Source organism: Flavobacterium sp. 9 (genome assembly GCF_002754195.1).
Classification (GTDB): domain Bacteria; phylum Bacteroidota; class Bacteroidia; order Flavobacteriales; family Flavobacteriaceae; genus Flavobacterium.
The window spans coordinates 2,047,688-2,072,267 of sequence record NZ_PEEU01000001.1 but is presented as its reverse complement, the minus strand read 5'-3'; the positions used below and the strand labels follow the sequence as shown (position 1 = coordinate 2,072,267).

Below are 24,580 nucleotides of genomic sequence, written 5' to 3'. Positions count from 1 at the left end.
CTAATAGTACAATCTAAAATCGAGCAATTTGCACAAAGCATAATGTTTTTGATACAATTCTTCGACCACTTCGGTAATGTCGTCATTTTCCTGATATAAACTAAAAAAAGCTTTGTCGATCGTGCTGGAGCTTGCTATCTTATTATAAGAGGAACCATAACCTGAAATTGCTCGCGCGCCGGTAATATCCAGAAAATATTGAGCTTCATCATCATTTAAATCCAAAACCTTTAAATTGGCAAAATGAATGATTTTGCCTTTCATTTTACCCTCGAATAATTCTGCAATTTCTTGTAAACTGTAATAATAATCATGAAGACAAATATTATTGGGTTCGCCTGGCATTACTAAATATATGATTTCATAATCCTTAAAATTATGATCTTCATAGAGCAGTACATTCAGGCTTTCTTCGAGACCTTCAATAGTATCGCAGGTTTTATAAATGCTGGAAATACCCTGATCGATTGCTATTTCTTCTAAGTTTTTTACGACTAGAGTGGTAACGTGTGTATCGACATCAGGAACACCTTCCAGGCAGAAAATAAATTTTTCATTATCCATATCAGCAAATATTGAGATTAGATATAAATGATTTGAGGCTTTTTTAGTCTGACAAAAGTATTTTTTATTGTGAGAAAACTATAATCTGTAGAATATTTTAACTCATTTTTGACATTAGTTTAAAGAATAAAGAGTCAATTTTCAGAGCAAATCATTTCTATATTAAAATTAGAAAAAGCTTTTTTTTGAAAGTTAGAAGTATCAAAATATATGATATTCTTATAAAGGTAATTTAATGTAAGGCTATTCTTTATTTTAGGAGATTCTTTTTTATTGCCCACAATTTTAAACATTGCTGATTTTTTCTAATGATTTTGATGTTGCATTTAAAAAAATAAACAATTTTCAGGTTTCATTTTATAATATGAAACCGAGTTGAATTGCAAATTGCTTTTTTAAATTTCAATATGACTTAATTTTATACAAGTATTTTTTATGCAGTTTTATTCCATAAAAGAAACAAATAGCGTATTGTTTGGTTTTCTGTGAGCAAGAGTTTAAGCGGTCGATTTATTGTTTTTCATTTTTACGATTTAGTGGTTTTGAATTCAATTTATTTTATAAAATTATATGCTATGGCTGTTCCTAAAGAGTTATATAATGTGAAATTCATAGAATATATAGAATCCTTAAAGATTTTATATTTGGTAGATGACAAATTCAAAGGGATTTGCGATGATTATTGTAATAGCAAATTGAAAACAGAAAAGTATAAGAAAAAGTTCGAAAAACACTTTCAGCATAAATTAGAATATGAAAATTTGTCAAAAGAACTAGAAGACGAAATCCTGATTTATTTAATCAGAAAAGGCTAGAAAGCAAATAGATATTTTGCGATGAAATGATTTGTTTACAATCTCTAAAATAGTTAAAAATAAACCCTTAGTCATTAAGATGATTAAGGGTTTGTTTTTTGTGTGGAAATAAAATAATTCGATAATTAGTGTGAATTTGTAAAAGTGATCTATTTAAAATCAGGTCTAAAATTTTACATTTGGTTAATAAAATTAAAAATCAATTAGATGCCGGAGATTATTATTAACTCATTTTCAGTTGCAATTTGCTTTCTAATAGGCATGCTGGCAATTTTTTATTTACCGTTTAATAAAAAAGGAAATTTTTGGTTTGGCATTTTTCTAGTATCATTCGGTTTTGCATTGTTGAGTAAAATAATCTGGCAAGAAGGTTTTGATGTAAAATTCCCGTATATCATTCCGGTTTCTGAATTATCTCGCTTTGTTGTGGCTCCAAGTTTTTATTTAAGCATTTGGTATTATACACATTTGAGTAAAATAAGTATTGGAAAAATAATGCTGCATTTTATACCAGCTTTAGTTTTTATTCTTTTGATATCTATCCCATATTTTCTTTCGCTGGGAAATACTTCTGATTTAATTGGTGAAAGTTTCAGTCGTATTTTGGGAGGTTTGATGCGTTTGGTATTGCCGGTTCAATTAATCGTTTATTGGATTTTGTCTTATCAATTATTAAAAAAACATAGAAAAGGTGTATTGTTGTTTTCATCTCAGAAAAAAGAAAGAGATTTAAAATGGCTGCAAAGTATATTGATATGGATGCTTTTTATAATTGTTCTGTTTCTGATAATGAAAATAGAGGAAACCAGCTTCCTTAGTTCCGTCAGTACCTATTTGTACTTAGTATTTACACTATTTATGGTTTATAATCTTTTGAGACAAAAAGAAGTTTTTTTTACTGATAAAAATGAAAACATTGTACTTGAAAATATTATATATCCCAATATTAGGTTTCAAACCGAAAAACCTGCATCTCGACTTAATGAAGAAGAATTATCAAAATACAAGTCAATTTTGAACAATCTATTAGAACATGATGAGGTGTTTACAGATTCTGAGATTAATTTGGCTTCACTTGCAGACAAAGTCGGAATTTCGATGAATGATATGTCTTTCATGATTAATAATAGTTACAATATGAATTTCTATGCCTTAATCAATAATTACAGGATTGAAAAAGTTAAAGAAATGTTGACACAAAAACAATACAGTCATTTAACAATTCTGGGTATCGCTTATGAGGCTGGATTTACATCAAAGTCAACTTTTAATAATGCCTTCAAGAAAACAACAGGACTTACGCCAAGTGAGTACGTGAAAAAAAATAACCCAAAAGAGGTCTGAATGGGTACATCAGGACGACTCAAGACTTAAGAAGACGTTTTTTTGCTGAGAATTTAAACAGCAAGATTATGTATTCAACATCTTTAAAAAACAAAATTTGGTTAGGTTTATGCTTTGGTTTGGTTGTCGGTGCGACCTTTTTACGATTATCAACTAAGTATTTTTCTCCTTGGATTCCGCCTCCTTTTTTACTTGGTATAACAGTTTTATTTTTGATTGCAGCATTGATTTTGCCCTTTGTTTGGCATTCGATGGAAAAAGAAAAGGGGATAAATGGCAGCGATCTGAAAACAAGATTAGAGCATCGGATTATCTATGCGATGTCTCTGGATTTAATAATGTTTGGTTTTCATAAAATTGAAGGATTGCAAATGATCGTTCCGTTAGGGATACTCGACACACCATTTAGTAGTTTATCCGGAGAAACTCTGGTTTGGGCATTCTTCAAATATTCGTATCCTTTTACCGTTTTTATAGCCTTATTGCAAATTTTGACTGCGGTGCTTTTACTTTTTTCAAGAACTAGACTTTTTGGATTGATACTGGCAGTTCCTATGTTGGTTTTTATAACGTGCCTTGATATTTTTTATCAAATGCCGTTGGGACCATTATCACATGGCATAATATTATTGTTGGGAGTATTTTATTTTTTATCTCAGGATTCAAAAAGGTTAATCGATTTTATTTTTCAGCCTTTACAAGGAACTAAAAGTGTAAATATCCCTAATTATTATAAAAACATATATAGAGTATCATTGTTTATTTGGCCACTTTTTTTTCATTTCATTTATAATTATCCGGACAAACATCCGCAACTAACTGGAAAATATCAAGTCCAAAATTTAAAAATTGATAATGTGGCACTAAAAGCAAAAAGTCCAAAAGATAGCGTGTTGACAACTGTTTATATGGATCTTGAAGATGAAATTGCATTCGATTTTAATGACTGGAGATACAGATATATTGGAACCTATTTTCTTAACGAAAAAAATGATTCTATCAGGATTCGTTGGCGATATCCATCTGATAAATTAGATAATTTTAAAGGTAAATTGATCAGAAGAAATGATCAGATGTTTTTAAAAGGAAAAATGAATGGCGAAACACTCGAAATGCAATTAAATAAATAATTGTTTTTGGCGAAAGACATTCAGTAAATTGAAACTTAAGTGAATAAAAAAATGCGCAAAGTCAGAAACATTTGCGCATTTTTTTTATGAGAATAATTTAGAAAACAATATTATTTGTCTTTTAATAATTTTTCTAAAAATTCGACTTTATCTTTTTCAGCTTGTAATAAACGTTCGTAAAGTTTTTTATTTTCTTCAAAAGATTCCACAAGTTTATCTAAAGGATTGAAAGTGCAATGATTTGCATTATTAACAAGCCCGTTAGCAATACTGTTATCGTAAAAAGAATTAAAATAACTAATCATATTTTCTTCGGTAAAGTTTTTTATAGCTTCAACACTAACTCCAAGTGCTTTTGCTACAGCGATAAGTTTTTCGTCATCAATAGTTTCGCTGTTTTCAATCGCCGAAATCGCCTGTTGATTAGTTCCTAAAGCTTGCGCCAAAGCTTCTTGTTTCATGTCTTTCAGTTCACGAATACGGCTAATTTTTCGCCCTATATGATTTGGTTTTGTTGATGTGCTCATAGTTCAAAGATACCTAAAATTCTTTAAAATTTTTATGGTTTGGTAAAACACATTTCTGTAGCTGTAGGTTACATTTTTATGGTTTAGCTAATTGATTTTGGCTAAAGTGATTTATTTCTTACGCTATTTTTATTGAGCTTCTGCTAGCTTTTTAGATAAAGCAATAGAATTTTCATCGTTTCCAATGAATTTAGAAGCGATTTCTATTTTTTCCTTCCCAAAAGATTCATCCAAAGAATTTCTTTTGTCTTTATTTTCAAAAGAAACAACTGTCTTTTTTCCAGATTTAGCTATGAGATTTTTTAATATATTTTTCATTTCCAAACTCATATTTTTATGTTTGCCAGATTACTATCGACTAGTTCGAAGTCATAAGACGAATTAAGTAAATCTTCCATTATATTTATAAAAACTTAATGGCAAATCTACTTTAAAAAAAGATATAACGCTTCGAAAAAATATTAAATTTATAAGATATTTTTTACAATTTTATAGAGTGTATAAAATTAGATGTGGTTGTTATTTTTCTTCTTCTTCTAAACCGTCAACAGCAGAAATCTGATCAAGAATATTAGTTTGATTTGGCGAAATATAGTTTTTCACTTCAGGTGGAGTTTCTTTCTTAAACAGAAGATCTAATGCATGATAAAGTCTTAGTAAAACATCTTTATCTTCTTTTTCAATTTCTAAAGCAGTATTAAAATTAAAAACATAGTTATTCGAATTTCGTACTTCTACTTTTATCGTTTTTGATGTGATTTTAAATTTAACTATATCCATGTTGCTTATAAATTACTTTGTTTCTAGAATGCTGCTTTAATGACTTTTTTATTGTCTTGTTTTTAATTTTCAGAGCAACTATTGTTCTTTAATTAAAGAGGCAAAAATAAAACTATTTTTTTCTATTAGACTTAATAATCCTCGATTAGTTGTTAGCTTGTTTCAAATTATATTCGTCGGCAATATCTGTCCAGTCATCTCTCCAGGTACCATCGAAATAAATTTCTGCTTTTTCCCAGTCTTCTTCATCCCATTCGTCTCTTTCATCTGTTAATTCTAATTTCTCAGTAGTAACGGCATCAATTAAAAAAGAAAGAAACTCATCAAAATTATCAGCAATAACCGAAACGGGTTCGGGATCTCCAGTTGGTAAATATAAAATTTGACCATTTTTTCCTTCAACGCCGGGATCGTAGTCAATGCATAAGAAATTTCCTGAACCGTCATGAGCAAAAGGAATCCTTTTTACAGAATATAATTCATTCTTTATTTTGTCTTTCTGATAAACAGAATCGGGTTCTATGTTACTTTCTGCTGTTTTGAAAAAATCCCATTGTAGTACTATTTCCTCGGTTCCTAAAAATCCAAATCCGCCCATAAGCCCAACGGATTTTTTTTCGCCGTTGTATGTCTTTAATAAATCGATATATGAGCTTGGTAAAATTTGATTTAGTGATTTTTCTAAGTCAACGATTTCTTTATCATTTGCTCCATTATTCATGAAAGTATCAAAAATATCTAGTTTTGATTTAAAAGCTTCACTTAATCTAATCGTCAATTTATCGTTCATTATTTGTTTTTGAATTATTCAATAGATACAATTTCTTAACCTAATTTCTGAGTTTGAAGAGTTAAAGCTAATGTTTTCAAAACAAAATTGCAATAAAAAACCCTTAAACATTTCTGTTTAAGGGTTTTAATTTTTGTAGCGAGGACGGGAGTTGAACCCGTGTCCGCCGCGGCGGATATAAATCCTGTTGTTTTATAATTTATTAATGAGATTTTGAATAAATTCTCTTCCAATTCCTGTTTTTAGGTACTTTTCTCTTTTCATTGCCTCAGATTTAGAATAGAAAAATTCAACATGAATTACCGTCCACGGTCTAAATTTAAGAGTATATCCTTTTGTTCCAAGATGATTATGAGACTTGAATCTTTTGATTAAATTAGAAGTAAATCCTGTGTAGTTTTTATTAAATCTTTCAGAATAAAGTATATAGACAACAAATTCTTCTATTTGTAAATGATATAAACGAAAAAAACACCAACTTTTCAGTGGTGTTTTTTTATTTTGTAGCGAGGACGGGAGTTGAACCCGTGACCTCAGGGTTATGAATCCTGCGCTCTAACCAACTGAGCTACCTCGCCAAGATTGCAAGTGAACCGTGTTCCTCATTGCGGGTGCAAAGATAGAAATAATATTAATTGTTGCAAGAATAAAATGAAGAAAAAAAAAATATTTTTAAAAATGCATTGTTTTTGGACATATATTCTTATATTTCGAAAAAATTAAAAGTAGCACATGGATCCAAAAATACGTTACGAAATCGAGTTTCCTATAAATTCTTCGCCGCAATTATTATATCAGTATATATCAACGCCGTCAGGTTTGTCAGAATGGTTTGCAGACAATGTAAATTCAAGAGGCGAATTCTTCACTTTCATTTGGAATGACTCGCAGGAAAAAGCGCGTTTGGCTTCTAAGAAAACCGGTGAAAAAGTAAAATTTAAATGGGTAGACGAAAGCAGTAAGGATACTGAATACTTTTTTGAATTGCATATTTTAGTTGACGAATTGACTAAAGATGTATCATTAATGGTTGTCGATTTTGCTGAAAAAGAAGAAGTAGGGGAAGCTAAACAATTGTGGGAGAATCAGATCTCAGACCTGAAACATCTTATAGGATCTGTTTAGTAAAAGTCTATTTTATACCTTATATTTGCCCTGAACAAAATTCAGGGTTTTTTTATGATCAATTTTAACGGAAACATAGTAGAGCGAGAAGAGAATATATTAACTCAAAATCGTGCTTTTTTGTATGGAGATGGTGTTTTTGAAACACTAAAAATAATCAACAACAAAATCTTGTTTCTGGAAGATCATTATTTCCGATTGATGGCTTCAATGCGTGTTGTTAGAATGGAAATTCCAATGAACTTTACAATGGAGTTTCTGGAAGAGCAAGTTTTAAGTCTTGTTCAGCAAAATGGATTTTCGGCATCAGCGCGAGCACGAATTACTGTTTTTAGAAACGATGGCGGATTGTATTTGCCAAAAACTAATGAGGTTTCTTATTTAATTAATGCAATATCACTTGAGAACACGCTTTACGCTTTAAAATCAGGTGAATACGAAGTCGATTTGTATAAAGATTTCTATGTGACCAAACAATTATTATCGTCGATTAAAACGACTAATAAGTTGATAAACGTTACAGGAAGTATTTTTGCTCATGAAAATGCTTTGGCAAATTGTCTTTTGATAAACGATACTAAAAATGTTATCGAAGGATTACAAGGGAATCTATTCATGGTTATGGGTAAAAAATTAATTACACCACCAATTTCCGAAGGTTGTTTGAATGGCGTAATGCGCAAGCAAATTTTAGCTTTAGCCAAAAAAGTTGAAGGCATAGAAGTATTGGAAGAAATAATTTCGCCTTTTGATCTTCAAAAAGCAGATGAATTATTTCTTACCAATGTAATCACGGGAATACAGCCGATAACCAAATATCGAAAAAAGGAGTTTACCAGTAATCTGGCTCATTTATTATTGCAGAAACTAAATGAATCCATTTCTGAAAATTAATTCAGATATGGATTTTCAGGTGCATTTGACCATATAAGATAATCTCCACCGAGCTCAATAATTTGCTCTTTCCAAAAATGGGTTGTTGATTTTCCTATAATTTTGTTTTTGTAACTATTATCAGCAATGATCCAGGAGTTTCCTTGCATTTCATTCTCAAGTTGATTTTCATCCCAACCTGTATAGCCTAAGAAAAAACGAATATTATTTTTACTAATAGATCCGTCGTTTATTAAGTCTTTGGTCGATTCGAAATCACCTCCCCAATAAATCCCATTAGAAATCTCGACACTATTCGGGATTAAATCTGGAATATTGTGAATGAAATATAGATTATCCTGTTCAACAGGACCTCCATTATATATCTTGAAAGAAGCATCGATCTCAGGAATTAGATCATTAATAGTATACTTAAGTGGTTTATTAATGATAAATCCTATAGATCCTTCTTTGTTATGGTCTGCTAATAAAATTACCGATCTATTAAATGATAAATCTCCAATTATCGAAGGCTCGGCAATAAGCAGGTGTCCTTTTTTTAATTTTTCTGAAATCATACGGCTACAATTTTTATTAAATTTAATCATAAAATTTTTAAAATCCCAAATAAAATCGTTAAACCGCACAAAAAAACCCTCCATGAGGAGGGTTTTGATTATATTATAAGTTTAGAGAACTTTCTTACTTAGTTCACTGCACCTTCTAATTCAGCTCCAGCTTTGAATTTCACTACATTTTTAGCAGCGATTTGGATAGTTTTACCAGTTTGTGGGTTTCTACCGTCTCTAGCAGCTCTAGCAGATACTGACCAAGATCCAAAACCTACTAATGAAACTCTACCACCTTTTTTCAAAGTAGCTCCTACGTTTCCTAAAAATGACTCTAAAGCTAATTTTGCCGCAGCTTTTGTAATTCCTGCATCAGCAGCGATAGCATCGATTAATTCTGATTTGTTCATAATAATTAGTTATTAATTGTTGGTTAAAAAAAATTGTTAATACACAAATTTAGTAGGAAATCCGTTCCTTGCAAGTGTTTTCTTTAAATTTAGTAAAAATTGTTAATAACTTCGTTTTTTTGTTCATAAAGCGGGTTGTTCATCGGTGAAAATCAGGTAGAAACCCCTGTTTTACTGACTTTAATAGACCTTTGCGGTATCAGAAAAAGTTATACCATTTAGTAATTCTGCCACTTGCATTCTCTTTTTACCCGGTAATTGCAAACTCAAAAGCTGAATAAAGCCATCCTGAACCGCAACTTTGATTTCTTTTTTGCTACAAATCAACTTTCCAATCTCATGAGAATGTGCTTCAGAAATCAATTTTGCCTCATATATTTTAATAGATTGCTCCTCATCTTTATCTTTCAAAAAAGACCAGGAAGCAGGATATGGACTTAAGCCTCGAATTAGATTATTGATTTCATCTCCGGATTTCGTCCAATCGATCTTACAATTTTCTTTATTTAATTTATAAGCCGTTTTAATTTCCTCGTTATCTTCTTGGATTGTAGTAGTTACATTTCCGTTTTCGATAACTTTTAAAGTTTCGATTACGGTTTTACTTCCTAATAACATTAATCGGTCATGTAATTGTCCGGCATTTTCTGTTGGCTCAATCGCAATTTCCGAATTTAAAATCATTGCGCCAGTATCAATTTTATCATCGATGAAGAAAGTTGTAACACCGGTTTTGGTTTCTCCATTAATAATTGCCCAGTTAATTGGTGCTGCACCACGATAATTTGGTAATAATGAAGCGTGAAGATTAAAAGTTCCTAAGCTTGGCATTTCCCAAACTACTTTAGGAAGCATTCTAAAAGCAACTACAATTTGCAAATTGGCATTCAAAGCTTTTAATTCGGCAAGAAAAGCTTCGTCTTTAAGATTTGTCGGTTGTAATAAAGTTAGATTGTTTGCAAGCGCATATTCTTTTACAGCCGAATATTTTATTTTTTGTCCGCGTCCTGCCGGTTTATCTGCGGCAGTAATCACGCCAACAACATCGTAATTATTTTTGATAATGGTGTCCAGAATGCCAACGGCAAATTCCGGAGTTCCCATAAATATGATTTTCAATTTTTCCATTATGATTTTAAAGTGTATTTGTTATTCGGTTGAATGGTAATATGATTGTTTTCTAATAATTCCTGAAGTACCACAACAACATCGTTGGCATCCAGTTTTATTTGGGTTTGAATTTCTCTCGAAGTCAAAGCAGCCGATTTTAATAAATGCAGAATTTTATCGGCAATAGAATCAGCTTCTGTAATTTTTCCTTTTTGAGTAATACAATAAGAACAAACGCCGCAATTAGAATTGGTTTCTTCTCCAAAATAATCCAATACCAATCTGTTTTTGCAAGTTTTGCTCTCCTTTATATAATGTAGAACAGATAAAAGCTGCTCTTCTTTTAATTGATTTTGTTTTTCGAGATATTTCGAAACTCGATTTATAGTTAAATCATCTTCGCGAACTTCATTAAATAATATAGTAGCGTCGTTGTTTTTTGATTTATAGTCGATGATTTCTTTTTCTTTCAGTTTTTCCAGAACTGCTGAAACCTGTTCTTCTGTATGTTGTGATTTTTTTGCAATCAGCGAAAGATTAAAAGGTGTTTTCATTTCATAAACGCCTGGATAAGTTCTGACGATTGCTAAAATAATTTCTTCATCATTCGGATTCAAACTCATATAACGAAGAACTTCTTTTGATTCGATTAAAAATTGCAAAGTGATTTTCTCAGAAAATTCTTGTGACATTGTGATAATTCCCTGCTGATTTAAAAACTGCAAAGCATTATAAGTTTTCAAAGTAGGGAAGTCGTATTTATGACAGAAATGATTTAGTTTAAACGAAAAAGAATCGTCTAAACCTTCGCCATAAGCAATCTGAAAATAATTGCAGAGTTTTACATACATCAACTTCAGGAACTTTTTATCCGGCAAAACGCTCAAAAATTGCTGTTCTGTTTGATTAGCATCAGAATTATTATAAAGTAAAACCGAAAATGCTTTTTCGCCATTTCGTCCCGCTCTTCCAGATTCCTGATAATAGTTTTCGATATTTTCAGGCAATTGCGTATGAATGACTGTTTTTACATTGTCTTTGTCGATTCCCATTCCAAACGCATTTGTGGCTACAATAACCTGCGCTTGTTCAGACATCCACAATTGCATGTTTTTGTCTTTTTCTTTCGCCGAAAGTCCACCGTGATAATAAGTCGCTTTAAAACCCAATGATTGTAATTGCGTCGACATATTCAAACACGATTTTCTATTTCGTACATATATAATAGAAGGTTGTGGATTTTTCTTGAGGATTTGTTCTGTGCGATACAGTTTATCTTCGACTTCGAAAACCATGTAAGCAATATTTTTTCTTTCAAAAGATTGCTGAAAAAGAATTGGATCCTTCAATCCTAATTCGGTTTTAATATCTTCAATAACTCTTGGAGTCGCAGTTGCGGTCAAAGCTAAAAATGGAATCTTAGGAAAGAACTTTTTAAGCTCAGAAATCTTTAAATACGCCGGACGAAAATCATGCCCCCATTGCGAAACACAATGCGCTTCGTCGATAGCGATTAAATTTATAGGTAGATTTTTAATGCGTTCCAATATCCAATCCGACTGAAGTCGTTCGGGAGAAAGATATAAAAACTTAAAATTTCCGTATTGGCAATTGTCCAGAAGATCAATTATTTCTTCCGTGTGAATTCCGCCTGTAAGCGCGATGGCTTTAATTTCTCGTTTCTGTAAATTCGCAACCTGATCTTTCATCAAAGCGACCAAAGGCGAAACAACCAAACATATACCTTCCTGCATCATTGCCGGAACCTGAAAACAAATGGATTTTCCACCGCCAGTTGGTAAAAGGGCAAAAGTATCCTGACCGCTTAAAACCGAGTCGATAATCTCCTCTTGCAGCGGTCTAAAACTGTCGTATTTCCAGTATTTTAAAAGAATTTCTTGCGCTTCTGGCATTGGTCATGTTTTAAAGTTAAAAAATTTAGAAATCAGTTTCTAGTTTTACAACTTTAAACATATGCCTAAATTTTATCTAAGATATAAAGAATTCTGTTCTCAACCGTATCTTTAGGCACTTCAATTAAGTCGTAACCGTATTTTTTATAGGTATCAACAAGGTGTTTTTGTATCGTTAATGCCTGTTCAAAATTCTCGTAGCGTTCAGTGTCGCTTTCGTAGATTTCTTCCCAAGGCGGTAAAATAAAAGTTTTTGAATATTTAAAATCGGCACAAGCCTTTACAAAACTCTCCGGATAATCATCGCCAATATAATCCATATAAGCAACAACATCAGGAATACCGCGATCTATAAAAACAACATCGTCAGATTCTTCAAGAGCATTTTTAAATTGGTTAATACGCCCTTCAAGCAACATTTCGCTAAACAATAAAGGCTGTTCCAAAAACAATTGTTCGATACCACGTTGTTGTGCTTCGAGCGTAACTTGTCTTGAAATTTCAGGGTAACAGCAGTAGCCACGAGCTACCAATTCGTTGATAAGAGTAGATTTTCCCGTTCCCGGGCCACCAATGAGAACTATGATTTGTTTTTGCACTTTCTAAAAATAAAGCGCAAATTTACCTAAACTTATTGGTATTTAAAAAGATTATTTTGCCTTGAGCGAATGATTTCGCAATTTTAGGAAATATCCGGAGGTTTCGGGACCTGCTGTTCACTGTAATCTTTTGCTTTTTAAAGAAAAAAGCAAAAGGATTTCTCCCGAAGCTTCGGGACCATCAGGGCTAATTAGGAGAAATGGTTTTGTTTTTGGAATGATTTTTAAGATTGTGTTAAATTTTCATGTAAACTGGACTAAAGTCCAGCTCTACAAAATAAATCATTCCTTCGGAATTGAGAAAAGAGCCGCAGGTTCGGCAAATATTGTAGGGCTGGACTTTAGTCCAGTTTAGATAAAGAATATATTATACAGTATCAATTTAAGATTGTAATTATTCGCAAAACAGGTATTTACCAGAATCCGCACCTTTTTTATCCGAAGGAATAATAATATGCGATTCAAATCTCTTTCCTTTCAAAACATCATTTACAAAATCCAGAACATATTGTTGTCCTTGATGGAAAAGATAACCAGAGAATTCATGTCCGCCGCCACAAAAAGTAATCAGTTCAATATCTTTATTAAGATCCTTCATTTGGTTATAAACGGCGTAAGATCCAAAAAGAATCAACCAACCTGAAGCATTTGTTGGACAAGAACGATGAGAGCCGGCAGAATATGGAACAGTTTGATCATTATTTCCGTGCGCCAATAACATATGAATAGCTTTTTCTTTTGTGATTAAATTAATATCCTGAATTGCTCCGGAACCTCCGATAAAACCGGCATATTTGAAGTTTTCCGGTAAATTGTTTTTGTATAAATTCATTAGTTTATAATCCCAAAATGAAGCTTGAAAACCAATTTCGGCACCTGCACTAATTCCGGAAATAAATATTTTTGAAGCATCAAGATTGTATTTATTTGCATTTTCAATTAAAAACGAAGTCGCTTGCCACATATCGCTCACACCAATCTGGATTGCTTTTATTTTTTCGGTTACAGTTCCTTTACAGCCAAAATCTTTTCCCTTCATATATAAACTGTACGAAATACTTGCGACAGCGTAACCGTTTTTTGCCATAAACATTCCAAAATCTTTTTCGCTAGTACGTTCTCCGCCAGAAAATCCTCCGCCGAAAGCGAAAATGATTAACGGAATTTTTTCATTTGTTTTTTCTGTGGTAAATACAAATCCAGATCCAGTTTGATAGTATCATTCTGAAAATAAGTCATTGTTTTTATTTCCTGTGCCTGAATATTTTGAAAAGTGAGAATAGTAAAAAGGAAGATGATGATTTTTTTCATGGAATTGTGTTTTAATCTCGTAAAGTCGCAGAGTCGCAAAGAAAACGTTCTAAGTTTAAAAACTTTGCGACTCTGCGACTTTGCGAGAGATTTCGTTGCATTCTTTTCTCAAATATAAGAGGAAATTTGACAAAGGAATAAAGTTACAACGCTTTTTTCTTTGCTGCTTTAAAACAAAGTTTTAAGCCTGAAAAAAATCTAAAATCTAAAATCTAAAATCTGAAATCAAAACCGTATATTTGCGTTTATTTTTAATTACGAATGGAGAACGATAAAGAAAAAAACACCGCCGAATTTTACGAAAGATTAAAGGTTGAGTTAGATAATTCAAATACTTGGCCAGCAGAATACTTGTATAAATTCATTGTGCCTACAGTAGACGATAATGTAGAGCGAGTTGAAAAAGCTTTTGACAGCATGGGCGCGGTTATTAAAACTACAAAATCGAAAACAGGTAAATTTACCAGTGTTTCTGTAGATGTTACCATGCATAGTGCTGACGAAGTGATTGGCAAATACAAAGAAGTTTCTACCATAGAAGGTATAGTTTCATTATAACTTATGAACGAAAAATATAAAAAAGAAGTCGCGAATGATGTTGTTTTTAATTTAGAATATAATTCTGAAAGACAACGTTTAATCATTCCAGAATATGGTCGTCATTTGCAAAAACTGATCGATCAGGCTACTCATATTGAAGATGCTGAAACGCGCAACAAAGCTGCGAAATACATCATTCAGGTTATGGGAAGTTTGAATCCTCATTTGCGTGATGTGCCGGATTTTCAACACAAATTATGGGATCAGCTTTTTATTATGTCTGATTTTAAATTAGATGTAGAATCTCCATATCCAATTCCGTCTCGTGATGTATTGCAGCTAAAACCAGATGTATTACAATATCCACAAAACTTCCCTAAATACAGATTTTATGGTAATAACATCAAATATATGATTGATGTTGCCAATAAATGGCAGGAAGGCGAAATGAAAAATGCATTGGTATTGGTAATCGCCAATCATATGAAAAAGTCCTATTTAAGCTGGAATAAAGACACGGTAAAAGACGATGTTATTTTTGAACATTTATATGAATTGTCTGGAGGAAAAATCAATTTGTTGCAAAGCACAGAAGAGCTTTTAAACACAACTGATTTATTGCGTACAAACAAACGTATGTCAAACAAAATTACACCACCGGGACAACCGAAAATTCAAAGTAACAAAAACAATAAAGGTCCGGGGAAACCAAAACCTTTTCAGAAAAATAATCAAAAGTAAATAAAGAAAGGAGCTAAGATGCTAAGGAACTAAGATGCTAAGATATTTAGCTTAGAACCTCAGAATCTCAGAACCTCAGAACCTAAAAGAGATCTATGGGAATTTTTAAAATCGAAGGAGGAACTCCTTTAAAAGGAGAAATCACTCCGCAAGGAGCAAAAAATGAGGCGTTACAAATTTTATGCGCCGTGCTTCTAACGGGGGATAAAGTGAAAATTAATAATATTCCCGATATTATTGACATCAATAAATTAATCACATTGTTGGGTAATTTAGGAGTAAAAATTCAACGCAATGAACCGGGTTCGATTACGTTTCAGGCAGATGAAGTTAATGTTGGATATTTAGAAACCGAAGCTTTCAAAAAAGAAGGTGGAGCGCTTCGTGGTTCTATTATGATTGTTGGACCATTATTGGCACGTTTCGGAAAAGGATATATTCCAAAACCGGGAGGAGATAAAATTGGTCGTCGTAGATTAGACACACACTTTGAAGGTTTTATTAACCTTGGAGCAAAATTCAGATACAATAGAGAAGATCACTTTTACGGAGTAGAATCTCCAGAAGGCGGACTTACAGGAACAGATATGTTGCTTGATGAAGCATCAGTTACCGGAACAGCAAACATTGTTATGGCTGCAGTTTTGGCAAAAGGAACAACAACAGTTTACAATGCAGCTTGCGAGCCTTACTTGCAACAATTGTGTAAAATGTTGAACTCTATGGGAGCTAAAATCACCGGAGTTGGTTCAAATTTATTGACTATCGAAGGTGTTGAAAGCCTTGGAGGTTGCGAGCACACAATTCTTCCAGATATGATCGAAATTGGTTCTTGGATTGGTCTTGCGGCTATGACAAAAAGCGAAATCACGATCAAAAATGTAAGTTGGGAAAACTTAGGTTTGATTCCAAATACATTTAGAAAATTAGGTATTACGATCGAGAAACGCGGAGATGATATTTACATTCCTGCTCACAAAGACGGTTACGAAGTAAAAACTGATATTGATGGTTCTATCTTAACAATTGCAGATGCACCTTGGCCAGGATTTACGCCTGACTTATTGAGTATCGTTTTGGTTGTGGCAACACAAGCAAAAGGTGATGTTTTGATTCACCAAAAAATGTTCGAAAGCCGTTTGTTTTTCGTAGATAAATTAATTGATATGGGAGCAAAAATTATGTTATGTGATCCGCACAGAGCTGTGGTTATGGGACATAATTTCGAATCTCAACTAAAAGCAACAACAATGTCATCACCGGATATTCGCGCTGGTATTTCATTATTAATTGCAGCACTTTCAGCAAAAGGAACAAGTACAATTCAAAATATAGAACAAATTGACCGTGGATACGAGCGTATCGACGAACGTTTAAGAGCAATTGGTGCAAAAATCGTGAGAGCGTAAATAAAATCTCATAATGACAGATGAACAAAAAGCTGTAAAAGCTACTATATTCAGTATAGTTGGAAACACCTGCTTAGCCTTGATAAAAGGCTTGGCAGGTTTTTTTGGCAATTCTTACGCCTTAATTGCAGATGCGATAGAATCGACTGCAGATATATTTTCGTCCTGTTTGGTTTTATTCGGAATCAAGTATTCTAATAAACCTGCAGATGAAAATCATCCTTATGGACACGGACGTGCAGAACCTTTAATTACTTTTTTGGTTGTTGGATTTTTAATTACTTCAGCAACTATTATTGGTTATGAAAGTATTGCCAACATTCAAACACCACACGGATTACCAAAATCATGGACTTTATATATTCTGGGCGCAATTATTGTCTGGAAAGAATATTCATATCGTTTGGTAATGAAACGTAGCAGAGAGACTAATAGTTCTTCCCTTGCAGCAGATGCCTGGCACCATCGTAGTGATGCAATTACTTCGATAGCAGCATTTATCGGGATTTCGATCGCGCTGATTATGGGCAAAGGTTATGAATCTGCAGATGATTGGGCGGCACTTTTTGCTGCTTTTTTTATCTTATATAATAGCTATAAAATATTCAGACCTGCGCTTGGCGAAATCATGGATGAGAATTTAAATGATGATTTGGTCGAAGAAATTAGAGTGGTCGCCTTGACAGTTGAAGGTATTCTGGGAACCGAGAAATGTTTTATTCGTAAAGCGGGAATGAAATATCATGTTGATCTTCACGCTATAGTTTCAGCCGAAATATCAGTGAAAGTAGGACACGATTTGTCTCACAAACTTCAAGATAAATTAAAAGAAAAAATACCTCAATTAGGAAATGTCCTGATTCATATCGAGCCAGATGATTATCACTAAAAGAAGGTACAAAGGTTCAAAGGTACTGAGGTGCTAAGGTTTCTATTCTTTGTGAATCTTTGTTAAAGTTTTAAATTTAAAAATCCGTTTATTCTTTAAGAGAGTAAACGGATTTTTTTATTGATATAATTGTTAGTTTGAGCGTTCTAATTCTTTGGGAGAGACCCCAAAAAGAATTTTAACTTAGAAACTTAGCAACTCAGAACCTTAGTAACTTAATCTAACACATTCAAAATCTTCAAGCCAAACACAACGCCATTTTGTTGGATTCCGCCTTGATAAGAATGAACATAATCTACTCTGAAGAATTTAAACTTTCCAAAACCCAGATTATCCAAACCAACAGTAAATTCAGAATAGGGCTTTCTGTCTGGAATAGCAAGGGAATGAAATCCTAAATTCATTGTAGATTTCAAGAGATTCAACAACGGAATTTTATTCATAATAAATCCCGTGTCGTTGTGCTCTAAATGCATTTCAAAATAGCTGTCATTTGTACTATTGGCATAATATGGCATTAAGTTAAAAACATTCAGATAACGATCAGTTGTTCCAATATGAGTCTGGTTTCCGTTAAAATGTCTGTAATCTATGAAAGAAATATTTTCGGCATTGAAGAATTTTCCACCTCTAAAATTCATTCCAAGAATTCCTTTATTTCCTAACGATAAGTCATATTGAACAGAAGCGCCAATTCTTACGAATTCATATTTTTTCTCACTAGCGGCAAAAGCTTTTTCAAAAGCTAAAAAGAGCGTTGGATATTTATCATTTTTAAAATTATATCTTCCGTCAGGACGAGAAATATATTTATTTCCAAAATTAATTCGCGCCGATAAAGCTGCTTTAAACAAGTGATGCGGATCAAAAGCCGGAGTTACAAAGTCATTTGGAGCCAACGGATTGTTTGAAGAATAGATATCGTCTCTTTTAAAGAACGAATAATCCGTAGTATTAAAAAGAGGTTTTCGCTGCTCATAACCAACTTTAGCATTCAAATTTACTCCGTTTGCAACGTCTTGCGAATAATTGATCTGAGCAAATTCTAAATTGTAAAGTTTCATGTAATTGTCTTTGAAAAACAATGAACTTATAGAATTGACAAAGTTGCTTATTGGTTGAGCACTATTAAATTGAGCGACTTTTGTTCCGCCTGAAGCCCAAATTGTAGCATAATTTATATTATTGAATTTGTGACTGAACTCGCCCGTAACACGAAAACGCTCATCAGAGAAACCGTAATTAAAAGTTGTACTTATAGAAGTAGATGTTCCTTTTTCTTCATTCCATTTTTTAAATGAAAAACCAGAATCAAGATTAAATCCTTGAACGGTATTAAAACTTAAAGACGAAAGATTCAATAAACCTTTATATTCAAAAGAGTGTTTCTTGAAAGTATTTTTATATTCATAACCCATTATGATGTCCGTAACTTTAAACTTATTGTTTTTGGCATCTATCGAATCAGTGTATTTCTGGGATTTTCTAATGGTTTGTAAGCTGTCTTTTTTAGTATAATCATTGCTTTCCTCAATTGTCAAAGGAATTGGACGGATTTGATTCCAAAAAGCATCATCTTTTTTATTTGCGTCAGTTTCAAAAGCTACGATTTCATTTCCAAAAGTTTTCTTTTCGAAAGAAGCCGGAAATTCATAATTCGAATAAACATAATTGAATTTTCCGGAGAACTTTACTCCAAAAGCACCTGCATTAAAAGAAAGAGTTTGAGCGTTTTTTGACCAGATTTTATTTTTTACATTATAACTAAAGCTCTGTTTTAGATTCATTACTTCAGTAAATTCGTTTTTCATTCGATAACCTTTTATGTCTAAATCGACAGCATAAATTGCAAAACTATCATCAACAATGTAAATGTAACCTTCGAAAACTGGTTCTTTATCGCGTTTTGGTGTTACTTTTATTTTATAAATCTGTTGATTATTATCGTCAAAAAAAGTTCCTTCAAGTTTGTATTTGTAGTAATTGAAGGCATTATCAGCGATAGGAGAGATGAGGTTAATGTTGAATTCTAATGTGTTGTCATAGAAATCATAAGTAGATAAAGTGGCAGTATTATAACTGAATCCTTTATTGTTTCCAGAAATTTTAGAAGCAATGATTTTCTCTTTTAGTTTTCCGGGTTTTTCAAAAGATATCTTAGAAATTGTCTCTGATAAATATAAAATACCTGTTCCGGTTGAATCTAAATTTGAAGCCATTTCGTCGCCGATATCTACTTTCATTCCCATTATTTTCTTAGGAAGATCTTTTATCTTGAACATTCCTTTCGAATAAAAATCAGCGATGTATCGTGCCGTTTTTTCAGAATTGTCTTTTTTGTTTGCTATTGCACTTTTTATAATTGCGTTGGCAGGATTATTTTTGGGATCAATTACGACTTCATTTAATGCAAAGCTTTCTTCCTGCATTACAATGTTCAATGTAACTGTTTTTGAATCTGACGAAACGGTTGATTTTTGAGTTTTAAAACCCAGGTATTGAAAAACTATTTTGTTTTTACCAATCTCTTTTACATTCAGTTGATATTTTCCCTGTTCGTTAGAAGTTGTTCCGGTATAAGTGTTTTCTTCAAAAACTGAAACAAAAGGCAATGGATTTCCTTTATCGTCGGTTATTGTTCCTTTGATTTGTGCAAAGTTTGAAATCGAAAAAAATAAAAAGGCTGATAAAATAAAGTTTCTCATGGAAGTGGTTTCTCTAACAAAAATAGAATAAGTTAAAAATGAGCTTATTAAAAATTTGTTAAAAAAAGACTTACAAGAAAGATTGAATTGCTAAATCATAACTTTTTAAACCGAAACCTAAAATAACACCTTTTGCATTTCCGGACAAATAAGATTGATGTCTGAAACTTTCGCGTGCATAAGTATTCGAAATATGAACTTCGATAACCGGAGTTGTAACCGCTTTTATAGCATCGCCTAAACCTATAGAAGTATGCGTGTAGGCGCCTGCATTTAGAATAATACCATCAAAAGTAAAACCGCATTCCTGAATTTTTCCTATCAATTCGCCTTCAATATTGCTTTGATAATAGGAAAGTTCGATGTTTGGGTATTTTTGCTTCAACGTTTCAAAGTAATCTTCAAAGGTTTGGCTTCCGTAAACTTCTGGTTCTCTTTTTCCTAAAAGATTCAAATTGGGTCCGTTGATAATGCAGATTTTCATATTTTGATTTTAATTATAAGTGATGTGAATTCATTTTACATTTTACTGAAAACATTTCACTAAAGTGTAAAAATAAAAAAACCGTTCTAATTAATAGAACGGTTTTTAGAAAAGTATGTGATTTTATTTTTAGAACATATATCCAGCTGAAAGTTGGAATACAGAGTTCTTATAGTCAGCTTCTTTTGAAATTTCTGTCAAACCTATTCCGTAACGAGCTTGAACAAAAAGACCTCCAACTACTTTTAGTCCAAGACCTGCATTAAGAGAGAAGTCAAATGTTTTTGGATCTGCAACATCAAATTCTTTTTTATTGCTTACCAGGAATGAAGCCTGTGGTCCAAGTTCTAAGCTAAGTGATTTAGTCATATAGATTTTTGCCATTACTGGAATAGCGATATAACCCATTTCATTTTTAAATTCTGAAACAGCATTTTTATAAGTTGCTCCTTGTGTAGTATACAAAAGTTCTGGCTGGATCGAGAATTTTTCTAATAATTTAAGTTCTGCAACAAGACCTGCATGGTAACTTGTAATTCCTTCTTTGTCTACAGAAATTCCATTAAAACTAGAACCTCCTGTTTGGTTAGCAAAGTTAACCCCCGCTTTAACCCCGATTTGTACAAATTGTGCTTGGATTGTAGCTGATGTTGCGATGAACAATACAGCTGCTAAAATTATTTTTTTCATAAAAATGTTTTTAAAATGTGGTATTTTTTAAATGTTATCTATTATTCAAAACTACAGAATTAGGAATTTATTGTTTTATATTTTGGTTTAAATAATTACTAAATTTCTCATGTTTTTATATTTTGGTATGGTAAAAGGCTCTTTTTAAGAAAGTTGCTATTGTTGTTTTTTACAATAAAAACTTTATATTTAGTACGAAAAATATTTCATATAAGTTTTATGAGTAATTTATTTTGGTAAGTTTATTTTTATGTTTATTGCTTTTGGCTTAGCTGGTAATCACTATGTAATTAAGGTATTCGATTGTTATAAATTGTGTTTTTTATAGGGTTAATAATTAGATGTTACGTTTCATTTTGTAGGTGTTTTAGTTTATATATTATTTTATTTAATAAAACAATAGGTGATTTTTAATAAGGATATTTTTATATTTGAGAATTAATTTAAACCAAAATAAAAAGAATGAAAAGAATTATTTTATCTACAATCGCTGTTATGACGTTTGGTTTTGCAAATGCTCAAGTCGGACATTTTAAAGTTGGAGCACACGTTGGTTTGCCATTAGGAAACACTTCTGATTTGTTTTCTGTAAACTTAGGTGCTGATGTTTCTTATTTGTGGAATGTAGCTGATAAGTTTAGCGCGGGAGTAACTACAGGTTACACAACATACATAGGTAAAGATTATACTGCTTATATTGGAAATGTTGCCTATGAAATGATTAGAAGTACTAATCAAAGTTTTATTCCAGTTGCCGGAACTGCACAATATTCAATTGCAGATAATTTTTTTATTGGAGCAGATTTAGGTTATGCAATAAATGTTGACGGAGATATAGACGGAGGATTTTTATATCAGCCAAAATTTGGTTTCCAGACTAAAAAAATTGAAGTATATACTTCGTACAAAGGAATTTCGAACAATGGAACTCTTTCTTGTGTAAACTTGGGATTCAATTATAAATTCGATTAATAAATATTTTTTTGAGCCTTATTTAAAATATACAGAAGTTCTATAATAATTTATTGATCTTTTGAAAACTAATAGGTTAGCTTTATTTAAATATGTTGAAAGCTTTAGATACTGCTATATTTGTTAAAATAAAAATTAATTTTTATTAAGTATATTTTTATATTTGACTATTATAACCCTTAAACAAATTGTAATGAAAAGAATTATTTTAGCTGCAATGGCAGTAATGGTATTTGGCTTTGCTAATGCACAAAAAACTAGATTTGGAGTAAAAGGAGGTTTAAATATTTCAACTGTAGTTGGAGGAGATGTTGATGATACTAAATCTTTGATAGGTTTCCACGTTGGAGGTTTTGCAGAAATTCATGTTGTTGAGAAATTTTTTATTCAACCAGAACTTTTGTTTTCTACTCAAGGTACTAAAGTTGAAGGTCCTTTTGGAAATGATGGTGATGTCAAACTGAATTATTTGAATATTCCAGTATTGGCGAAGTATTATTTTATTGAAAATAAATTTAGTGTTGAAGCGGGTCCACAATTAGGTATTTTATTGTCAGCAAAAGCAGAAGGTGACGATATTAAAGATTTTACCAGATCAACAGATCTTGGCTTTAATATAGGAGCTGGATATAATTTTACTGATAATCTTTCAGTAGGTCTTCGCTATACTATCGGTTTATCTCCTCTTTCTGATAAAGATATCGATAATGCAGATGATTATTATGATAGTGCAAAAAATAGTAACCTAGCGTTATCTCTAGCGTATAAATTCTAATTTGTCGTCAAAAATATTTTAAAACCTTCCTAAATGAGGAGGGTTTTTTTATGGACAAATAGTATATTTTATTAATTATATAAAAAAGAAATGAAAAGAATTATTTTAGCTGCAATGGCAGTAATGGTATTTGGATTTGTTAATGCACAAAAAACTAGATTTGGAGTAAAAGGAGGTCTTAACGTTACGACTTTTGCCGAGGGATATAATTATAATGCTAAATCTTTAGTTGGTTTTCAGGTTGGAGGTTTTGCTGAAATTAAAGTTATTGAAAGATTGGCTATTCAACCAGAGGTTTTATTTTCTACTCAAGGCGCTAAACAGGAATTAGGTATGACTAAGTTTGATAGTAAATTGAATTACATAAATGTTCCAGTTTTGGCTAAATTTTATATCACAAAACAATTTACAGTTGAAGCAGGTCCACAATTAGGATTTTTAGTATCAGCGAAACAAGATGGTCACGATGCAAAAGACGGTTATAAGTCTGTAGACACAGGATTCAATTTTGGTGCAGGATATAATTTTACTGATAATGTTTCTGTGAATCTTCGTTATACTTTAGGTTTATCAAATATTGGAGATTATGATGCTAAAGATTTTAATGAATATATTGATAGTCCAAAAAACAGTGTTTTAGCTTTAACATTAGGATATAAGTTCTAATCACTTGTTGTAAATATTTTAAAAAGACCTTCCCTTAATCAGGAAGGTTTTTTTATTTGTTTTGTATGATGTTGAAAACTAATTACATAAGTAGACTTAGTTTAAGATAAATCTTTATATTTGTATAGGAATATTCTGTTATTTTGATATTGTGTTTTTCTTTAATTTTAATTTATAAGGGATGAAAAGAATTATTTTGACAATTGTGGTATGTATAGTATTTGGATTTGCTAACGCTCAGTCAACTAGATTTGGAATAAAAGCCGGACTGAATGTCTCAAACTTTACAGGTTATGAGGAAGATGTTAAGTCTTTAATTGGTTTTCATGTTGGAGGTTTTGCAGAAATAAAGGTTGCTAAAAAATTTGCAATTCAGCCTGAATTTCTGTTTTCTACACAAGGAACAACAATTGAAGGTTTCGACGGAGATTCTAATACTACCGTCAAAGTGAATTATTTAAATATTCCGGTTTTAGCTAAATATTACATAACAGATGCATTTTCTGTTGAAGCGGGACCGCAAATTGGTTTTTTACTATCGGCAAAAGCCAGAGGCGAAGACATTAGTGATCTTTATAAATCAACAGATTTTGGTTTCAATTTAGGATGTGGATATAATTTTACAGAAGATATCTCTGTAGGCGTGCGTTACACAATTGGTTTAACAGATGTTAATGATAATTCTGATGAATCTCAATATCCTGATTTGTATAATGCAAGTTTTAAAAACAGTAATTTTGCATTGTCTTTGGCGTACAAATTCTAGTATTTGATAAAATATTTTTAAAACCTTCCCTTAATCAGGAAGGTTTTTTTATGTATTATGTTGATGATAGTGGTGAATGAATG

The 24,580-nt window shown here is 31.9% G+C and carries 29 protein-coding genes and 1 tRNA gene; 13 read left to right on the top strand and 17 right to left on the bottom strand.

Annotated elements, in window-relative coordinates:
* Entirely contained in the window at positions 1-564 is a 564-nt protein-coding gene (locus CLU81_RS08135; RefSeq protein WP_099709359.1) for a DUF6642 family protein, read from the bottom strand.
* A gap of 575 nt (positions 565-1,139) precedes the next feature.
* On the opposite strand from CLU81_RS08135, the gene CLU81_RS08130 reads away from it, so the two are divergent.
* The 3 genes from CLU81_RS08130 to CLU81_RS08120 all read left to right on the top strand — a co-directional run bounded on the left by CLU81_RS08130 (position 1,140) and on the right by CLU81_RS08120 (position 3,853).
* Positions 1,140-1,379, top strand: coding sequence for a hypothetical protein (locus CLU81_RS08130; protein ID WP_099709358.1), 240 nt, complete (start codon positions 1,140-1,142; stop codon positions 1,377-1,379).
* Between the two features lie 207 nt (positions 1,380-1,586).
* Positions 1,587-2,723: an AraC family transcriptional regulator gene (locus CLU81_RS08125; RefSeq protein ID WP_099709357.1), complete on the top strand. Its 1,137-nt coding sequence runs from the start codon at positions 1,587-1,589 to the stop codon at positions 2,721-2,723.
* Between the two features lie 68 nt (positions 2,724-2,791).
* The gene (locus tag CLU81_RS08120) at positions 2,792-3,853 is read left to right on the top strand and encodes a hypothetical protein (protein ID WP_099709356.1); all 1,062 of its coding nucleotides are present in this window, start codon (positions 2,792-2,794) and stop codon (positions 3,851-3,853) included.
* Positions 3,854-3,963: 110 nt separating this feature from the next.
* Here CLU81_RS08120 and CLU81_RS08115 read toward each other — a convergent pair whose 3' ends face one another.
* From CLU81_RS08115 to CLU81_RS08090, 6 genes are all read right to left on the bottom strand, one after another.
* Positions 3,964-4,380, bottom strand: a complete 417-nt coding sequence (locus tag CLU81_RS08115) for a helix-turn-helix domain-containing protein (RefSeq protein WP_099709355.1) — start codon at positions 4,378-4,380, stop codon at positions 3,964-3,966.
* 129 nt (positions 4,381-4,509) lie between these two features.
* A complete protein-coding gene (locus CLU81_RS08110; RefSeq protein WP_144444484.1) occupies positions 4,510-4,698 on the bottom strand; it encodes a hypothetical protein in 189 nt (62 codons plus the stop codon).
* 201 nt (positions 4,699-4,899) lie between these two features.
* Positions 4,900-5,160, bottom strand: coding sequence for a hypothetical protein (locus CLU81_RS08105; RefSeq protein ID WP_099709353.1), 261 nt, complete (start codon positions 5,158-5,160; stop codon positions 4,900-4,902).
* Positions 5,161-5,305: 145 nt separating this feature from the next.
* A complete protein-coding gene (locus CLU81_RS08100) occupies positions 5,306-5,950 on the bottom strand; it encodes an SMI1/KNR4 family protein (RefSeq protein ID WP_099709352.1) in 645 nt (214 codons plus the stop codon).
* 192 nt (positions 5,951-6,142) lie between these two features.
* Positions 6,143-6,376, bottom strand: coding sequence for a GIY-YIG nuclease family protein (locus CLU81_RS08095; protein WP_233209780.1), 234 nt, complete (start codon positions 6,374-6,376; stop codon positions 6,143-6,145).
* Between the two features lie 78 nt (positions 6,377-6,454).
* A tRNA-Met gene (locus tag CLU81_RS08090) sits at positions 6,455-6,528 on the bottom strand.
* 154 nt (positions 6,529-6,682) lie between these two features.
* Here CLU81_RS08090 and CLU81_RS08085 point away from each other — a divergent pair.
* Together CLU81_RS08085 and CLU81_RS08080 are read left to right on the top strand one after the other, a co-directional pair.
* On the top strand, positions 6,683-7,075 hold the full coding sequence (locus CLU81_RS08085) for an START-like domain-containing protein (protein ID WP_026984135.1): 393 nt from the start codon (positions 6,683-6,685) through the stop codon (positions 7,073-7,075).
* 54 nt (positions 7,076-7,129) lie between these two features.
* Entirely contained in the window at positions 7,130-7,969 is an 840-nt protein-coding gene (locus CLU81_RS08080; RefSeq protein ID WP_099709351.1) for an aminotransferase class IV, read from the top strand.
* Here the strand turns inward: CLU81_RS08080 and CLU81_RS08075 are convergent.
* The 7 genes from CLU81_RS08075 to CLU81_RS27085 all read right to left on the bottom strand — a co-directional run bounded on the left by CLU81_RS08075 (position 7,966) and on the right by CLU81_RS27085 (position 13,860).
* Positions 7,966-8,526: a YqgE/AlgH family protein gene (locus CLU81_RS08075; RefSeq protein WP_099712704.1), complete on the bottom strand. Its 561-nt coding sequence runs from the start codon at positions 8,524-8,526 to the stop codon at positions 7,966-7,968. The genes CLU81_RS08080 and CLU81_RS08075 overlap by 4 nt on opposite strands.
* Positions 8,527-8,654: 128 nt before the next feature.
* Positions 8,655-8,927 (bottom strand): HU family DNA-binding protein, encoded by a 273-nt coding sequence (locus CLU81_RS08070; RefSeq protein ID WP_017498096.1) that lies wholly within the window; start codon positions 8,925-8,927, stop codon positions 8,655-8,657.
* Positions 8,928-9,107: 180 nt separating this feature from the next.
* Complete coding sequence (gene fmt, locus CLU81_RS08065; RefSeq protein ID WP_099709350.1) at positions 9,108-10,055, bottom strand: methionyl-tRNA formyltransferase; 948 nt, start codon at positions 10,053-10,055, stop codon at positions 9,108-9,110.
* Positions 10,055-11,950 carry an ATP-dependent DNA helicase RecQ gene (locus CLU81_RS08060; RefSeq protein ID WP_099709349.1) on the bottom strand — a complete coding sequence of 632 codons (1,896 nt, stop codon included), beginning with the start codon at positions 11,948-11,950 and terminating at the stop codon, positions 10,055-10,057. The genes fmt and CLU81_RS08060 overlap by 1 nt, the downstream gene beginning before the upstream one ends.
* A gap of 65 nt (positions 11,951-12,015) precedes the next feature.
* Positions 12,016-12,549, bottom strand: a complete 534-nt coding sequence (locus CLU81_RS08055; protein ID WP_099709348.1) for an AAA family ATPase — start codon at positions 12,547-12,549, stop codon at positions 12,016-12,018.
* Between the two features lie 394 nt (positions 12,550-12,943).
* Positions 12,944-13,702, bottom strand: coding sequence for an alpha/beta hydrolase family protein (locus CLU81_RS08045; protein ID WP_369804815.1), 759 nt, complete (start codon positions 13,700-13,702; stop codon positions 12,944-12,946).
* 2 nt (positions 13,703-13,704) lie between these two features.
* Positions 13,705-13,860, bottom strand: coding sequence for a hypothetical protein (locus tag CLU81_RS27085; RefSeq protein ID WP_233209679.1), 156 nt, complete (start codon positions 13,858-13,860; stop codon positions 13,705-13,707).
* A 261-nt stretch (positions 13,861-14,121) separates the two neighbouring features.
* Here CLU81_RS27085 and CLU81_RS08040 point away from each other — a divergent pair, with 261 nt between their 5' ends.
* From CLU81_RS08040 to CLU81_RS08025, 4 genes are all read left to right on the top strand, one after another.
* Positions 14,122-14,418: a DUF493 family protein gene (locus CLU81_RS08040; RefSeq protein ID WP_099709346.1), complete on the top strand. Its 297-nt coding sequence runs from the start codon at positions 14,122-14,124 to the stop codon at positions 14,416-14,418.
* A 3-nt stretch (positions 14,419-14,421) separates the two neighbouring features.
* The gene (locus tag CLU81_RS08035) at positions 14,422-15,141 is read left to right on the top strand and encodes a DUF4290 domain-containing protein (protein ID WP_099709345.1); all 720 of its coding nucleotides are present in this window, start codon (positions 14,422-14,424) and stop codon (positions 15,139-15,141) included.
* 95 nt (positions 15,142-15,236) lie between these two features.
* Positions 15,237-16,550 (top strand): UDP-N-acetylglucosamine 1-carboxyvinyltransferase, encoded by a 1,314-nt coding sequence (gene murA, locus CLU81_RS08030; RefSeq protein WP_099709344.1) that lies wholly within the window; start codon positions 15,237-15,239, stop codon positions 16,548-16,550.
* 13 nt (positions 16,551-16,563) lie between these two features.
* The gene (locus tag CLU81_RS08025) at positions 16,564-17,439 is read left to right on the top strand and encodes a cation diffusion facilitator family transporter (RefSeq protein WP_099709343.1); all 876 of its coding nucleotides are present in this window, start codon (positions 16,564-16,566) and stop codon (positions 17,437-17,439) included.
* Positions 17,440-17,654: 215 nt separating this feature from the next.
* Here CLU81_RS08025 and CLU81_RS08020 read toward each other — a convergent pair whose 3' ends face one another.
* The 3 genes from CLU81_RS08020 to CLU81_RS08010 form a co-directional block, all read right to left on the bottom strand.
* Positions 17,655-20,144 carry a DUF5686 and carboxypeptidase regulatory-like domain-containing protein gene (locus CLU81_RS08020; RefSeq protein ID WP_099709342.1) on the bottom strand — a complete coding sequence of 830 codons (2,490 nt, stop codon included), beginning with the start codon at positions 20,142-20,144 and terminating at the stop codon, positions 17,655-17,657.
* A 70-nt stretch (positions 20,145-20,214) separates the two neighbouring features.
* A complete protein-coding gene (gene aroQ, locus CLU81_RS08015) occupies positions 20,215-20,628 on the bottom strand; it encodes a type II 3-dehydroquinate dehydratase (RefSeq protein WP_099709341.1) in 414 nt (137 codons plus the stop codon).
* 129 nt (positions 20,629-20,757) lie between these two features.
* On the bottom strand, positions 20,758-21,318 hold the full coding sequence (locus CLU81_RS08010; RefSeq protein ID WP_099709340.1) for a porin family protein: 561 nt from the start codon (positions 21,316-21,318) through the stop codon (positions 20,758-20,760).
* A 462-nt stretch (positions 21,319-21,780) separates the two neighbouring features.
* Here CLU81_RS08010 and CLU81_RS08005 point away from each other — a divergent pair, with 462 nt between their 5' ends.
* The 4 genes from CLU81_RS08005 to CLU81_RS07990 all read left to right on the top strand — a co-directional run bounded on the left by CLU81_RS08005 (position 21,781) and on the right by CLU81_RS07990 (position 24,497).
* The gene (locus CLU81_RS08005) at positions 21,781-22,290 is read left to right on the top strand and encodes a hypothetical protein (protein WP_099709339.1); all 510 of its coding nucleotides are present in this window, start codon (positions 21,781-21,783) and stop codon (positions 22,288-22,290) included.
* Between the two features lie 193 nt (positions 22,291-22,483).
* Positions 22,484-23,065, top strand: a complete 582-nt coding sequence (locus CLU81_RS08000; protein WP_099709338.1) for a porin family protein — start codon at positions 22,484-22,486, stop codon at positions 23,063-23,065.
* Between the two features lie 90 nt (positions 23,066-23,155).
* Positions 23,156-23,731: a porin family protein gene (locus CLU81_RS07995; protein WP_099709337.1), complete on the top strand. Its 576-nt coding sequence runs from the start codon at positions 23,156-23,158 to the stop codon at positions 23,729-23,731.
* A 181-nt stretch (positions 23,732-23,912) separates the two neighbouring features.
* Entirely contained in the window at positions 23,913-24,497 is a 585-nt protein-coding gene (locus tag CLU81_RS07990; RefSeq protein WP_099709336.1) for a porin family protein, read from the top strand.
* Positions 24,498-24,580 lie beyond the last annotated feature (83 nt).

What these genes read in the sequence shown, in the direction of transcription:
- aroQ (WP_099709341.1), bottom strand. Translation starts at nt 20,628, where the DNA reads ATGAAAATCTGCATTATCAACGGACCCAATTTGAATCTTTTAGGAAAA.
- CLU81_RS08120 (WP_099709356.1), top strand. Translation starts at nt 2,792, where the DNA reads ATGTATTCAACATCTTTAAAAAACAAAATTTGGTTAGGTTTATGCTTT.
- CLU81_RS08135 (WP_099709359.1), bottom strand. Translation starts at nt 564, where the DNA reads ATGGATAATGAAAAATTTATTTTCTGCCTGGAAGGTGTTCCTGATGTC.
- CLU81_RS07990 (WP_099709336.1), top strand. Translation starts at nt 23,913, where the DNA reads ATGAAAAGAATTATTTTGACAATTGTGGTATGTATAGTATTTGGATTT.
- CLU81_RS08025 (WP_099709343.1), top strand. Translation starts at nt 16,564, where the DNA reads ATGACAGATGAACAAAAAGCTGTAAAAGCTACTATATTCAGTATAGTT.
- CLU81_RS08080 (WP_099709351.1), top strand. Translation starts at nt 7,130, where the DNA reads ATGATCAATTTTAACGGAAACATAGTAGAGCGAGAAGAGAATATATTA.
- CLU81_RS08100 (WP_099709352.1), bottom strand. Translation starts at nt 5,950, where the DNA reads ATGAACGATAAATTGACGATTAGATTAAGTGAAGCTTTTAAATCAAAA.
- CLU81_RS08075 (WP_099712704.1), bottom strand. Translation starts at nt 8,526, where the DNA reads ATGATTTCAGAAAAATTAAAAAAAGGACACCTGCTTATTGCCGAGCCT.
- CLU81_RS08130 (WP_099709358.1), top strand. Translation starts at nt 1,140, where the DNA reads ATGGCTGTTCCTAAAGAGTTATATAATGTGAAATTCATAGAATATATA.
- CLU81_RS08070 (WP_017498096.1), bottom strand. Translation starts at nt 8,927, where the DNA reads ATGAACAAATCAGAATTAATCGATGCTATCGCTGCTGATGCAGGAATT.
- CLU81_RS08125 (WP_099709357.1), top strand. Translation starts at nt 1,587, where the DNA reads ATGCCGGAGATTATTATTAACTCATTTTCAGTTGCAATTTGCTTTCTA.
- CLU81_RS08020 (WP_099709342.1), bottom strand. Translation starts at nt 20,144, where the DNA reads ATGAGAAACTTTATTTTATCAGCCTTTTTATTTTTTTCGATTTCAAAC.
- CLU81_RS08035 (WP_099709345.1), top strand. Translation starts at nt 14,422, where the DNA reads ATGAACGAAAAATATAAAAAAGAAGTCGCGAATGATGTTGTTTTTAAT.
- CLU81_RS08000 (WP_099709338.1), top strand. Translation starts at nt 22,484, where the DNA reads ATGAAAAGAATTATTTTAGCTGCAATGGCAGTAATGGTATTTGGCTTT.
- CLU81_RS08115 (WP_099709355.1), bottom strand. Translation starts at nt 4,380, where the DNA reads ATGAGCACATCAACAAAACCAAATCATATAGGGCGAAAAATTAGCCGT.
- fmt (WP_099709350.1), bottom strand. Translation starts at nt 10,055, where the DNA reads ATGGAAAAATTGAAAATCATATTTATGGGAACTCCGGAATTTGCCGTT.
- CLU81_RS08110 (WP_144444484.1), bottom strand. Translation starts at nt 4,698, where the DNA reads ATGAAAAATATATTAAAAAATCTCATAGCTAAATCTGGAAAAAAGACA.
- murA (WP_099709344.1), top strand. Translation starts at nt 15,237, where the DNA reads ATGGGAATTTTTAAAATCGAAGGAGGAACTCCTTTAAAAGGAGAAATC.
- CLU81_RS08005 (WP_099709339.1), top strand. Translation starts at nt 21,781, where the DNA reads ATGAAAAGAATTATTTTATCTACAATCGCTGTTATGACGTTTGGTTTT.
- CLU81_RS08010 (WP_099709340.1), bottom strand. Translation starts at nt 21,318, where the DNA reads ATGAAAAAAATAATTTTAGCAGCTGTATTGTTCATCGCAACATCAGCT.
- CLU81_RS27085 (WP_233209679.1), bottom strand. Translation starts at nt 13,860, where the DNA reads ATGAAAAAAATCATCATCTTCCTTTTTACTATTCTCACTTTTCAAAAT.
- CLU81_RS08040 (WP_099709346.1), top strand. Translation starts at nt 14,122, where the DNA reads ATGGAGAACGATAAAGAAAAAAACACCGCCGAATTTTACGAAAGATTA.
- CLU81_RS07995 (WP_099709337.1), top strand. Translation starts at nt 23,156, where the DNA reads ATGAAAAGAATTATTTTAGCTGCAATGGCAGTAATGGTATTTGGATTT.
- CLU81_RS08085 (WP_026984135.1), top strand. Translation starts at nt 6,683, where the DNA reads ATGGATCCAAAAATACGTTACGAAATCGAGTTTCCTATAAATTCTTCG.
- CLU81_RS08060 (WP_099709349.1), bottom strand. Translation starts at nt 11,950, where the DNA reads ATGCCAGAAGCGCAAGAAATTCTTTTAAAATACTGGAAATACGACAGT.
- CLU81_RS08105 (WP_099709353.1), bottom strand. Translation starts at nt 5,160, where the DNA reads ATGGATATAGTTAAATTTAAAATCACATCAAAAACGATAAAAGTAGAA.